General features: G+C 71.2%; 11 protein-coding genes and 2 pseudogenes. 8 read left to right on the forward strand and 5 right to left on the reverse strand.

Translation table 11 applies throughout. The features are described 5' to 3' along the window. The 6 genes from QZ772_RS13905 to QZ772_RS13930 form a co-directional block, all read left to right on the forward strand. The coding region (locus QZ772_RS13905; protein ID WP_295527240.1) for an NAD-dependent epimerase/dehydratase family protein at window positions 1-715 on the forward strand (715 nt) is incomplete at its 5' end. A gap of 27 nt (window positions 716-742) precedes the next feature. After that, window positions 743-1,762: a tripartite tricarboxylate transporter substrate binding protein gene (locus QZ772_RS13910; RefSeq protein WP_295527244.1), complete on the forward strand. Its 1,020-nt coding sequence runs from the start codon at window positions 743-745 to the stop codon at window positions 1,760-1,762. Beyond that, the gene (locus tag QZ772_RS13915; RefSeq protein ID WP_295527247.1) at window positions 1,755-2,546 is read left to right on the forward strand and encodes an SDR family NAD(P)-dependent oxidoreductase; all 792 of its coding nucleotides are present in this window, start codon (window positions 1,755-1,757) and stop codon (window positions 2,544-2,546) included. The genes QZ772_RS13910 and QZ772_RS13915 overlap by 8 nt, the downstream gene beginning before the upstream one ends. A gap of 57 nt (window positions 2,547-2,603) precedes the next feature. Continuing rightward, complete coding sequence (locus QZ772_RS13920) at window positions 2,604-3,770, forward strand: prolyl oligopeptidase family serine peptidase (protein WP_295527250.1); 1,167 nt, start codon at window positions 2,604-2,606, stop codon at window positions 3,768-3,770. Window positions 3,771-3,796: 26 nt separating this feature from the next. Further along, window positions 3,797-4,786: a tripartite tricarboxylate transporter substrate binding protein gene (locus QZ772_RS13925; protein ID WP_295527253.1), complete on the forward strand. Its 990-nt coding sequence runs from the start codon at window positions 3,797-3,799 to the stop codon at window positions 4,784-4,786. Window positions 4,787-4,867: 81 nt separating this feature from the next. Then, the gene (locus QZ772_RS13930; RefSeq protein WP_295527256.1) at window positions 4,868-5,851 is read left to right on the forward strand and encodes a tripartite tricarboxylate transporter substrate binding protein; all 984 of its coding nucleotides are present in this window, start codon (window positions 4,868-4,870) and stop codon (window positions 5,849-5,851) included. Between the two features lie 57 nt (window positions 5,852-5,908). On the opposite strand, the gene QZ772_RS13935 is transcribed toward QZ772_RS13930, so the two are convergent. The 5 genes from QZ772_RS13935 to QZ772_RS13955 form a co-directional block, all read right to left on the reverse strand. Then, window positions 5,909-6,871 (reverse strand): tripartite tricarboxylate transporter substrate-binding protein, encoded by a 963-nt coding sequence (locus tag QZ772_RS13935; protein WP_295527258.1) that lies wholly within the window; start codon window positions 6,869-6,871, stop codon window positions 5,909-5,911. Between the two features lie 49 nt (window positions 6,872-6,920). Further along, window positions 6,921-8,414, reverse strand: a complete 1,494-nt coding sequence (locus QZ772_RS13940; protein ID WP_295527262.1) for an NAD-dependent succinate-semialdehyde dehydrogenase — start codon at window positions 8,412-8,414, stop codon at window positions 6,921-6,923. Next, the gene (locus tag QZ772_RS13945) at window positions 8,408-9,427 is read right to left on the reverse strand and encodes a dihydrodipicolinate synthase family protein (protein ID WP_295527265.1); all 1,020 of its coding nucleotides are present in this window, start codon (window positions 9,425-9,427) and stop codon (window positions 8,408-8,410) included. The genes QZ772_RS13940 and QZ772_RS13945 overlap by 7 nt, the downstream gene beginning before the upstream one ends. Window positions 9,428-9,459: 32 nt before the next feature. Further along, complete coding sequence (locus tag QZ772_RS13950) at window positions 9,460-10,476, reverse strand: ornithine cyclodeaminase family protein (RefSeq protein ID WP_295527267.1); 1,017 nt, start codon at window positions 10,474-10,476, stop codon at window positions 9,460-9,462. A 101-nt stretch (window positions 10,477-10,577) separates the two neighbouring features. After that, window positions 10,578-11,501, reverse strand: a complete 924-nt coding sequence (locus QZ772_RS13955) for a LysR family transcriptional regulator (protein WP_295527269.1) — start codon at window positions 11,499-11,501, stop codon at window positions 10,578-10,580. Window positions 11,502-11,652: 151 nt separating this feature from the next. Here QZ772_RS13955 and QZ772_RS25510 point away from each other — a divergent pair. Continuing rightward, window positions 11,653-11,919: pseudogene (locus QZ772_RS25510) on the forward strand (RsbRD N-terminal domain-containing protein); the annotation flags it as partial. Window positions 11,920-12,256: 337 nt separating this feature from the next. Further along, a pseudogene (locus QZ772_RS13965) lies at window positions 12,257-12,511 on the forward strand (sensor histidine kinase); the annotation flags it as partial.

Raw genomic sequence — 12,511 nt, forward strand, 5'->3', positions numbered from 1 at the left:
GGTCGATCCGGCCCTGAGTCGCCGCGTCAACCTCGACACCACGCTGGACCTGTTCGACACGCTGGCCGCGGCCGGCGCCGACCGTGCGCCGCCGGTCGTGGTCTATGCCAGCACCATCGCCGTCTACGGCAGCGCGCTGCCAGCGGTGGTGACGCCGCACACGCCGCTGCGGCCGCCACTGATCTACGGGGCCCACAAGCTGGCCTGCGAGGTGCTGCTGGCGGACTTCTCGCGCCGCGGCCGGCTCGATGGGCGCTCGCTGCGGCTGCCCGGCATCGTGGCCCGGCCCCGCGCCCCTTCGGGGCTGGTGTCGGCCTTCATGAGCGAGCTGCTGCATGCGCTTGCGGCCGGCGAGCCCGTCACGCTTCCCGTGGGGCCCGAGGCCACGGCCTGGTGGATGTCCGCCCGCCGCTGCGCCTGGAACCTGGTCCACGCCGCCACCATGCCGGTAGGTGACGACCCGGCCCGCGCCTGGCCGCTGCCGGTGCTGCACCTGTCGATCGCCGAGGTCGTGCAGGCCCTGTCGGCCGAGTTCGGGACGGACGGCCATGCCCTGGTGCGGCATGCGCCGCAACCTGCCGTGGAGGCCGTGTTCGGCCGCTATCCGCCGCTGGACGACCGCGCGCCCCGCGCCCTCGGCCTGCGCGATGACGGCGACGCGCGGGCGCTGGTGCGCCGGGCGCTCGCACCGGCCGGCGAGGCCGACGATTTTTGACTTCACCCATTCAGGAGACCTTCTTCGATGACCGATTCCGCCTCATCCTTCGCCCATGCCACCCGCCGCACGCTGCTGCGCGGCGCCGCCGCCCTGGCCGCTGCGCCGCTGGGCCTGGCCACCACAGCTGCACGCGCGCAGGCCGGCTTTCCCTCACGCCCGGTCACCTGGGTCGTGCCCTATCCGGCCGGCGGCTTCGGCGATGCGCTGTCGCGCATGCTGGCGCAGAAGCTCTCGGCCAGCCTGGGCCAGCCGGTCGTCATCGACAACCGGCCCGGTGCAGGCGGCCAGATCGGCGCCAACTTCGTCAAGCAGCAGCCGGCCGACGGGCACACGCTGTTCTATGGCGACCTGGGTCCCTTCTCGATGAACGCCGGCCTGTACCCCAAGCTGAGCTACGACACCCTCAAGGACTTCATGCCGCTGACGCGGCTGCTGGTCTCGCCCACCGTGCTGCTGGTGCCGGCGTCGAGCCCGTTCCAGACCTTCCAGGATTTCGTCAAGGCGGCGCAGGCCGGCGGCAAGGGCCTGAACTACGGCTCCTACGGCATGGGCAGCCAGCCGCACATCTGGATGGAGATGCTGCGCGGCCAGATCAAGGGCAACCTCACGCACGTGGCCTACAAGGGCGGCGCCCCGGCGGTGCAGGACCTGATGGCCGGCCACATCGACGCCATGCTTGACGTGTCGCCCAGCGCCATCCCGCTGGTGCGCGAGAACAAGGCCCGCGCCCTGGCCGTGGTGGGCAGCGACAAGCGCCTGCCCCAGCTACCGCAGGTGCCCACCATTGCGGAACTGGGCATGCCCGCGCTCAACATCCCCGGCTGGACCGGCATGGTCGTGCGCGCCGGCACGCCCGAGCCCATTGCCAACCGGCTGCACGACGAGCTGGTGAAGGCCGTGACCTCGCCCGACGTGGTGCAGCGCTACACCGACCTGGGCCTGATCGTCGCGCCCAGCTCCCGCGCCGAGTTCGCCGAACTGATCCGCACCGAGACCACGCGCTGGGGTCAGGTGATCCAGCAGGTGGGGGTGAAGCTTGAGTGAGGCGACCAGGGCCCCCGGTCTCTTCTCGCTGGCGGGGCAGGTGGCCCTGGTCACCGGTGCCACCGGCGGCCTGGGCCAGGCCATCGCCCTGGCCTATGCGCAGCACGGGGCAAGCCTTGTGCTGTCGGACCGCGACGACGCTGCGCTGCGCGACATCGCAGCCCGTTGCGCGTCGCTCGGCGGCGCCGTCCGGAGCGTGGTGGCCGATCTGTCGGCGCCCGCCCAGGTGCAGGCGCTGGCCGAACAGGCCCGTGCCGCCTTCGGCCGCATCGACCTGCTGGTCTGCAACGCCGGCATGCAGGGCCCGGCGGGGCCGCTGCTGGACGTGCCGGCGGACGACTGGGCACGCGTGTTCCAGGTCAACCTGGCCAGCGCCCATGCGCTGTGCGCCGCGCTGCTGCCGGCCATGGGCGAACGCGGCCACGGCCGCGTGGTGCTGATGGCCAGCATCGCCGCGCTGCGCGGCAACGGCGCCATCGGCCTGTACGGCCTCAGCAAGGCGGCACTGGCGCAGATGGCGCGCAACCTGGCCGTGGAGTGGGGCCCGCGCGGCGTGTGCATCAACGCCATCGCGCCGGGCCTGATCCGTACACCGCTGGCCGAAGGGCTGATGGCCAACGAGGCCTTCATGGCCCGCCGGCTGGCGGCCACCCCGCTGCGCCGCGTGGGCGCACCGCACGAGGTGGCCGGCGTCGCCGTGATGCTGGCCTCGGCGGCCGGCGGCTTCATCACCGGGCAGACGCTGGTGGTGGACGGCGGCACCGTGATCTCGGACGGCAGCTGAGCGGCGCGCGTCCGCCCCCGATAACCGGCCCAGCGAAGGGCAAGGAGACAGAAAGCCATGTTCAAGTACTTTCCCACCAACTACGTCTGGAACCTCTCGGTCGACCTCGCCATCGAGATGGGCGCCCGCATCGGCGAGATCGAGGCCATGTGCGCGCCGCTCAAGGAGGCCGCGCACCAGCCCGATGCCGCCGCGTCGCTGGCCTTCCGGCAGAGCTGGGAGCGCATGGCCGACCAGCTGTGCGAACTCGCCGCCGAAGACGAGGCGCGCGGACGCCTGATCTCGGCCGGCGACAAGCTGGGCCGCGCCGCCACTTACCTGATCACGGCCGAGCGCATGCAGGGCCACGGCGCATCGGGCCGCGAGGCGCTGTACCGGCGCTTCCTCGACACCTTCGCGCGCGGCATCACCTTGGCCGGTGAGAACTGCGAGCGCGTGGAGATTCCCTACGAGGGCGGCGTGCTGGCCGGCCTTTATGTGCGCGCTCGCGGCGTGCAGGGGCGCGCACCGGTGCTGCTGCAGCTCAACGGCCTGGATTCGACCAAGGAGATGAAGTACCGCGTCGGCCTGCCGCACTGGCTGGCGCAGCGCGGCATCTCGTCGCTGGTGCTCGACCAGCCCGGCACCGGCGAGGCGCTGCGCCTGCATGGCATGACGGCGCGCTTCGACGCCGAGCACTGGGCCAGCCGGGTGGTCGACTGGCTGCAGGCGCGCGAAGACATCGACCCGCAGCGCATCGGCTGCGAAGGCGTCTCGCTGGGGGGCTACTACTGCCCGCGCGCCGTCGCCTTCGAGCCGCGCTTTGCCTGCGGTGTGGTCTGGGGTGCCAACCACGACTGGCGCGACGTGCAGAAGCGCCGGCTGGAGAAGGAAGGCAGCTTTCCCGTGCCGCATTACTGGGAGCATGTGCGCTGGGTCTGGGGCGCCAAGGACATGGACGACTTCATGCGCATCGCCGAACAGGTACATCTGGACGGCGTGGTCGAGAAGATCCGCGTGCCCTTCCTGGTCACGCATGGGCAGAAGGATTCGCAGATCCCGCTCAAGTGGGCCGAGCGCACCTACGAACAGCTCGTCAACAGCCCGAAGCGCGAGCTCAAGATCTTCACCGACCGCGAAGGCGGCGCCCAGCATTCCAGTTTCGACAACTCGGCCAACGCCGGCGCCTACATCGCCGACTGGGTGGCCGAGACGCTGGGCGGACGCACCACCGCCGCACGCTGAACGAAGAACGACAAGGAGACATGACCATGGCATCCACCCGCCGCCATTTCCTCGCCGGCCTCGCGCCGCTCGCGCTGCCGCTGGTCCTTCCGACGTCCGCCTTCGCGGCGGAGGAGGCTGCCTACCCGCAGCGCCCCATCAAGCTCGTGGTGCCCCAACCGCCCGGCGGCCCCTCGGACATCGTGGCCCGCTTCCTGGCGGAGAGCATGCGCGCCAGCCTGGGCCAGCCGCTGGTGATCGACAACCGGCCCGGTGCCGCAGGCCTGATCGGCACCGCGGCTGCCGCCGCAGCACCGGCCGATGGCTACACGGTGCTGGTCACCTCGCGCTCCAACCACATCATCGCGCCGCTGGTGCAGCAGGGCGCCACGGTGCAGCCGACACGCGACCTGATGCCGGTGGGCCTGGCGCTGCGGGCGGTGGGCATCCTGGCGACGCCCGCGCGCTCTCCCTGGCGCAACCTGCGTGAGCTGGTGGCCACCGCCAAGGCCCAGCCGGGCAAGCTCTTCTACGGCAGCGCCGGCATCGGGGCCACCAACCACATCGCCCTGGAGCAGTTCAAGACGCTGGCGGGCATCGAGCTCGTGCATGTGCCCTACAAGGGCTCGGGTCCGCTCATCACCGGCCTGATGGCGGGCGAGGTGCAGCTCGCGCTGCTGGACTTCTCCTCGGCCCAGCCGGCGCTCAAGGGCGGCAGCATCGTGCCGCTGGCGCAGACCGGCCTGCGGCGCCTGAGCTCCATGGCCGAGGTGCCCACGCTCACCGAAGAAGGCTTCCCGCGCTTCGATGCCTCGTTCTGGATCGGCCTGGCTGTGCCGCAGGGCACGCCGGCCGCCGTGATCGCTCGGCTGTCGAAGGCCCTCGACACCGCCCTGGCCGACACCCAGATGAAGGCCCGCGCCCAGGTCAACGGCTGGGAACTCGCCGGTGGCGGGCCTGCGCCCCTGGAGGCGCTGATCCGGCAGGACATGGCCGACTTCCCACCCTTGGTCCGCCGGCTCGACCTGAAGGCCTGACGCCCGATCCCTGCCGGCCCGCTTCGCCGTGGCCGCCCCCAGCCATTCCGCTTTGACCATCAAGAGACAGAGACAGACGACATGCGCTTTTCCGCCATCTCCCGCCGCCACCTGTGCACCACCGCCGCCGCGGCCTTGCTGGCCGCGGGCCTGCCTTCCATGGCGCCGGCCCAGCCCGCCTATCCCACCAAGGCCGTCAAGCTGGTGGTGCCCTTTCCGCCGGGCGTGTCGCCCGATGTGATCGCCCGCCTGTGGGGCGAGGGCTTCACCCGCCTCACCGGCCAGCCGGTGGTGGTCGAGAACCGCCCGGGTGCCAGCACCATCATCGGTGCCCAGGCCGTGGCCAATGCGCCGGCCGACGGCTACACCCTGCTCTGGACGGTCAACAACACCTTCTCGATCAACCCCTACGTCTACAGGAAGCTGCCGTACAAGGCCGAGGACTTCGCGCCGGTCACGCGCATCCTCTCGGTGCCCTATGTGCTCGTGACCTCGGTGGATTCGAAGTACCGCACGCTGCAGGACCTGGTGCGCGAGGCCAAGGCCCGGCCCGATGCGCTCAGCTATGCCAGCGCGGGCATCGGCCAGGGCACGCACGTCGCCCTGGCACGGTGGCTGAACCAGGCCGGCCTCAAGATGACCCATGTGCCGTACAAGGATCAGTTCGTGCCCGACGTGATCGCCGGTCGCATCGACGTGGCCCTGGACGCCAGCACCGGCGCCATTCCGCAGGTGCGCGCCGGCAAGGTGCGGGCCCTCGGCGTGACCAGCGCGCAGCGCATCGCGGGCCTGCCCGACGTGCCGGCCATCGCGGAGCTGTACCCCGGCTTCGTCGGCGACTCCTGGCATGGCATCTTCGTGCCCAAGGCCACGCCCGAGCCCATCCAGGCCGCACTGCTGGCCACCTCGCAGAAGATCATGGCCGACCCGGCCTTCCGCGCCAAGCTGCTCGACTACGGCCTCACGCCCGTCGGCGAGGGGCCCGAGGCCTTCCGCAAGTTCCTGGACGAGGACGCCCGCGCCTGGGCCAAGGTGGTCAAGGACAACCACATCACGGCCGAATGAGCGGTCGGCGGCGGCCCATGGCCTGTGGGGCGCGGAGCGGGACACGCCGCGCACCGCTCACTCGATCCGGATCCGGGCCTCGGTCACGATGCGCCGGTAGAGCGTCATGTCCTCCGCAATGGCGCGGCCCAGTTGGCCCGGCTCGCCACTGGCTGCATTGAGGCCCAGGTCTTCCAGGGTCCGGCGCAGGCCCGGGTCGGCCAGGGCCGTGGCCGCTGCGCGTTGCAGCTTCTCCGTCAGTGGCTGCGGCAGGCCCTGCGGGGCGAGCAGCCCGACCCAGGAGTCGAGCGTGAATTTGGGCAGCCCGGCCTCGGCCACCGTGGGCACGTTGGGCAGGCGTGGATCACGCCGTGAGCCGGTCACCGCGATGATGCGCACCTTGCCCGCGTCCGCATAGGCCTTGGAGGCCGCATCGAAGGTCAGATCCAGCAGGCCCGCCGCCACGTCGGCCGCCGCCGCCGCAGTGGACTTGTAGGGCACGTGCACCATGTTCGTTCCGGTCAGCAGCTTGAAGTACTCGCCGCCGAAGTGGGTGCCGCTGCCCTGGCCGGCGCTGCCGTAGCTGAGCTTGCCCGGATGGCTGCGCGCATAGTCGATCAGGCCTTGCAGGTCGGTCACCGGCAGCTTGTTGCTCACCACCACCGGCAGGCCGTAGGTGCCGGCCATCGCCAGGGGCGCCAGCAGCCGCGTCGGGTCGTAGCGCGCCGTCGGGTCGACGATGGGCAGGATGCTGTAGCTGGTGTTGGTGAACAGCAGCGTGCGCCCGTCGGGCGCTGCGCGTGCCACGGCGTCGATGCCGATGCGCGAGCCGGCGCCGGGGCGGTTCTCCACGATCATCGTCTCGCCCAGCAGGCGCGACATGCGCTCGGCCAGCGCACGGGCGGCCACGTCGGTCACGCCGCCAGGCGGAAAGGGCACGACGATCTTGATCGCCTGCGGCTGGGCCAGCGCCGGCCCGCAGGCCAGGGCGCCGAGGCCGAGCAGCACCGTGCGGCGAAGGAGGGAGGAGTGGGCGGTCATCGGGTGTCTCCGTCGTTGTCTGTCGTTGTCTGTCCTGGGGAGTGCGTCCTCAGCCGCCGGCGGGCACGAGCCCGTCCCAGCAGAGGTACTTGATCTCCATGAATTCGTCGATGCCGTGGCGCGAGCCCTCGCGGCCCAGGCCGCTCTGCTTGACCCCGCCGAAGGGCGCCACCTCGTTGGAGATGAGGCCGCAGTTGATGCCCACCATGCCCGATTCGAGCCCGGCCGACACACGCCACAGGCGTGCGGCATCGCGACTGTACAAATAGGCTGCCAGACCGAACTCGGTGGCATTGGCCATCTGCAGCGCCTCGGCCTCGGTGTCGAAGCGGAAGACCGGCGCCAGCGGGCCGAAGGTCTCTTCCCGCGCCACGGCCATCGCCGGCGTGGCGCCGACCAGCACCGTGGGCTCGAAGAAGCGACCGCCCAGCGCATGCCGTCCGCCGCCATGGGCGATATGGGCACCGTGCGCGCAGGCATCGGCAATGTGGGCCTCGACCTTGGCCACGGCCGCGTCGTCGATCAGCGGGCCGAGCTGCGAGCCGGCCTCCAGCCCATGGCCCACGCGCAGTTGCGCGACCCGCCGCACCAGGCGCTCCACGAAGGCATCGTGCACGCCTGACTGCACCAGCAAGCGGTTGGCACTGATGCAGGCCTGGCCGGTGTTGCGGAACTTGGCGGCGATGGCGCCTTCCACCGCCGCATCCAGGTCCGCGTCGTCGAAGACTAGGAAGGGCGCGTTGCCCCCCAGCTCCATCGAGCACTTCTTGATGGTGTCTGCCGCCTGCGCGAGCAGCAGGCGCCCGACCTCGGTGGAGCCCGTGAATGTGATCTTGCGCACCAGCGGATGGGTACACAGCACGCCGCCGATGGCGCGCGTGTCGTGGCCGGTGAGCACGTTGAATACGCCATGGGGCACGCCGGCGCGCCTGCCCAGTTCGGCCAGGGCCAGCGCGGTCAGCGGCGTCTGGCTCGCGGGCTTGACCACCATGGTGCAGCCGGCCGCCAGCGCCGGTCCGGCCTTGCGGGTGATCATGGCCGCCGGGAAGTTCCAGGGCGTGATCGCCGCGCACACGCCGATGGGCTCGCGCAGCGTGACGATGCGCGCCGTGGTGCGCGGCCCGGCCAGCACCTCGCCGGCCACGCGGGTCGCCTCTTCGGAGAACCAGCGCAGGAAGGAGGCGGCGTAGTCCACCTCGGTGCGCGCCTCGGCCAGCGGCTTGCCGCCTTCGAGCGTGATCAGCGTCGCCAGGTCTTCCCGGTGCGTGACCATGCCGTCGTACCAGCGGCGCAGCACGTCAGCCCGTTCACGGGCCGTGGTCGCGCGCCAGCGCAGGAAGGCGCGCTGGGCGGCCTCGATCGCGGCCCCGGTCTCGGCCTCGCGCAGCCGCGGCAGCTCGGCGAGCAGCGTGTCGTCGGCAGGGCTCCGCACGGCCGAGCGGCCGTGGGGCGTCTCGTCGATCCACCGGCCATCGACGAAGGCCGCGCTTCGCAGGAGGCTGGCGTCCTGCAGCAGCGATGCGACGGGCGAGGCGTTCAGCATGGATGGCGCCCCGTCATGAAGGCGCTGTCGGCATCGGCCGTGACCGGCAGGCCCGAGGCCACCAGGCCCTGGCGCAGCATCTTCATCAGCCGGTCGGGCACCCGCATGGCGGGCCCGCGCAGCGGTCCACCGTTGAAGCCGGCCAGCCAGTCCTGGTACTTCCACATTGTGCGGTTGAGCACGCCGGTGCCGCCCGCGTAGGTCTGGGCTGCCGCGCCGTTGGCATTGCGCGCCGGTGCCACGCGCCAATAGGCCTCCATGGCGGTGTCCCATTCGCCACGACGGGCCAGCTCGAAGGCGCGAGGGTAGTAGTGGCTCATCCACTGCGTGTTGCTGGTGCCCGAGAACTGCAGCTGCATCAGGCTCATCATGGGAATGGCGTCGCCCTCGATGGGGCAGCTGATCACCACCTCGTCGCGGAAGTGCCGGTACATCTCGCACAGCCCGGCGATCAGCGGAAAGCCCTGCTCGGATTTGATCGCGACGATGTTCGGGCAGTCGTCGAGCAGCCGGCGCACCAGGGACACCGACATGCCGGCCGGGTGCACCCGCTCGAAACCCCACAGGGGAATGGGGAAGAGCATCACCGCCAGGTCGGTCGCCTCGCAGAAGGCGCGGGTGTAGTCGTAGATCTCCTGCTCGGTCGTGGGCCAGAACTGCGGCGGGTACGACAGCAGCACGATGTCGGCGCCCGCCTTCTGCGCCAGCTGCGCGGCCTCGATGTTCTCGGCCAGGGTGCCGAAGGCGGCATGGAAGAACAGACCCATCTCCTGGCCCACCGTGTCGCGGGCCCAGGCGGTGAACTGGGCGTTCTCCTCCGGCGTGATGGCCACCTCGCTGCACAGGAGCGTGTAGCGGTAGCCCAGCTCGCGCGCCAGGGCCACGTCATGGCGGATGCCGGCTTCGTTGAGCCGCTTGAGGTCGGCCGAGTAGCTGGGAATGGTCACGGCCGAGCAGCCGGTCAGGTGTTCGCGCGCCCAGGCACGGGCGTCTTTGCGGGCATAGGAGGGCATGGAATGTCTCGCAGGAAGGGAAGAGGGATTCGTCACTTGGACACCGGCACGATGGACCGCGCCAGTGCCTGGCCCCGGCCGCTGGCCCGGGCGCGTTCGAGCAGCATCTCGGCCACCACCACGTCCTGCAGCGCCGAGCCGACCGACTTGTAGAGGACGATGTCTTCCGCCCTGCGGGGCAGCCGTCCGGCCACGAGTTCGGTGAGCGGGTGCAGGCGGCCCTCGAAGGCAACGCCGGCCGAACGCGCGGCCAGCATGTCGCCGGTGTCGTGGGCCACTTCCTCGGGCATGTCGGCCACGATGAGGGTGCTGCGGGCGATGGTGTCCGCGTCGACCTCGCGCTGCTCGGGCAGGGTGGAGCCGATGGAGACAACGGTGGCGCCGGCAGTGAGCCAGCGGCCCTGCAGCACCGGTGTCTCATCGCGGCTGCGGGCGGCGCACAGCACCACGTCCGCGCCGGCCACGGCCGCTTCGGCACTCGGGCTGGCCTGCACGTCGTCGCACAGCTGCTGGTGGAAGTCCGCCGCGAAGGCCTCGCGGCGCTGTGGCGTGGGGCTGTAGACCCGCACCCGCGACAGTGCGCGGACGGCGGCAAGTGCAGACAGCAGGCCACGCGCCTCGAAACCGGCGCCGATCACCGCAACGGACAGCGGACGCCGAGGCGCCGCGGCATCCACCGCCAGGGCGGCCGTCGCGGCGGTGCGGATGCCCGTGATGCGGTTGCCGTCGATGAGCGCTGCCAGCGCGGTGCTGCGCTGGTCGAACAGCGACACCAGGTAGCTGGCACGTCGCGCCGTCATCGAGGCCGCGATCAGCTTGCAGCCCATGTGCGCGCCGGTGGGCGAGACCGCGCTCAGTCCGCGCAGCCAAAGGCCGTCGCCACGGGCCATGGAGCGTGGGGGCACCGCGGCCGGCGCGATTGGCTGCACATAGGCCTGGCGCAGGGCCTTGATGGCCGCCGGCCAGTCGGCCAGTTCGGCCACGTCCTCGTCGCTGAGGAACAGGGTCGGCGGCGGCGCAGAAGCTGCTTCTGGGTGGGACGAGCCCATGGTGTCTCCTTGGAAAGAGACCTGATGCTAGGGAGCGCCTGCCGCCCAGGCGAGCGCATCGGCGCGAAAGCAGCATTCGCGCAAATGCAAAGCGGAGGGATTCAGCCGTGCAGCCGCAGCACGCCCGGCGCCAGCGTGCGCAGCAGCGCCGCCACCGAGCGCGTGGCCAGCGTGCTCGGCCGTTGCGCCGTCTCGGCCAGCACGACCGCGCGGGTGAGCGTGGGGCGCGCGATGCGCACCACGGCGAGCTGGCGCGCGAGCGGCGCGTCGAGCGTGCCGGCGGTGATGGCCACGCCGCCGCCACTGGCCACCATCTGGTGCTGGAGCCGGATGGAATCGGCTTCGAGCGCGCAGGTCAGCGCGACGCCACGGTCCCGCGCCAGCTTCACCAGCCGGGCCCGCAGCGGGTGCGGGTCGCTCGGCAACACCAGCGGCAGACCGGCCAGCTCATCGAATGAGACGGTCTTGCGCCCGGCCAGCGGATGCTGACGCGGCATCACGAGGTTCAGGTGCAGCCGCGCCAGCACCGGCTCGGTGGCGGCGTCCGGCGTGTCGGTCTCGCGCAAAAGCGTGGCCATGTCGAGCCGGCCCTGGCCCAGCCACTCCTCCAGCTGGCCGCTGGCGCCCTCGGTCAGGTGCAGGCGCACCTCGGGCCATCGCCGACGCACCTCGGTGAACAGTGGCCCCGCCAGCACGCTCACGGTGGAGGGCAGCAGGCCGAAGCGCACGTCGCCCATCGGCAGCCCGCTGCGGGTGCGCATCTCGTCGGCGAGTTGCGCCGCGTCGCGCAGCAGCGCCTCGATGCGCGGGCGCACCTGCTCGCCGAACTCGGTCAGCACCACGCCGCGGCCGGTGCGCCGGAACAGCCGGGCCCCGGCATCCGCCTCCAGCTGGGCGAGGGTGCGGCTGACCACCGAGGCCGGCATGTCCAGCGCGACGGCAGCGCCCGTGACGCTGCCGGCCTGGGCGATCTTGACGAAGAGCTGCCATTTGGCGTCCAGGATGGTGGGGGTTGCTGCGGCCATGCCGGCATTGTGCGCACGCACGCCGTCCGGCTTCGCCTACACGTCGCCGGTGTGGAGGCTGCATGTCTTCGGATTGCGCTCGACACAAGGTATTGACTGCCGCTTTGCCGTGCCGAGCGGAGCATCACCCGCTTGCTGAAAGGAGCCCTGCATGAGCCTGTCCGACCTCATCCGTACTTACCGGGAGCGCCTGGTCGACGAATGGGCCAACTACGCCTCGGCACAGATCAAGGCCGCGCAGGCACTCAGCTGCGACGACCTGCGCGACAGCGCCGGCAAGCTTTTCGGTGCCATCGCGGACGACATGGAGAAGGTCCAATCCGAGAAGGCCCAGCGCGACAAGTCGCACGGGCTGCGACCTGGCAACTCCGAGGCGATCACGCGACATGCGCTGGTGCATGCGGATGCCCGGCTGGCGCAGGGGTTCTCGCTGCTGGACCTGATTGCCGAGTACCGCGCGGCGCGTGCCAGCGTCATGCGGCTGTGGGCCGAGAAGGGCGCCAACGAGGCGACGGACGCCGAAGAGATCGTGCGCTTCAACGAGGCCATCGACGAAGCCCTGAATGTGTCGGCCAACTCGGTGGAGGACCAGCTTCACCACGGCCGCGACCTGTTCCTCGGCGTGCTCGGCCACGACATGCGCTCGCCGCTGGGCGCGATCATGTCGGGCTCGCAGGTGCTGCTCAAGGACGACCACCTGTCGCCCGTCTCAACCAAGGTCTCCGCGCGCATCTACAGCAGCTGCGTGCGGCTGCGTGCGGCTGCGCCAGATGCTGGACCAGCTGCTGGACTTCACCCAGACCCGCCTCGGCCGCGCCCTGACCCTGCACCGTCAGCGCACGGACCTCGGCGCCACCGCCCGCCATGTGATCGACGAGCTGGAGGCCTACCACCCCGCATCCACCTTCATCCTGGAGCGCGACGGCGACCTCAACGGCGACTGGGACGCCGGCCGCCTGGCGCAGGTGATCTCCAACCTGGGCGGCAATGCCGTGCAGCACGGCCGCGCG

The sequence above is a fragment of the uncultured Pseudacidovorax sp. genome (assembly GCF_913773995.1).
Taxonomy (GTDB): Bacteria; Pseudomonadota; Gammaproteobacteria; order Burkholderiales; family Burkholderiaceae_C; genus Xenophilus.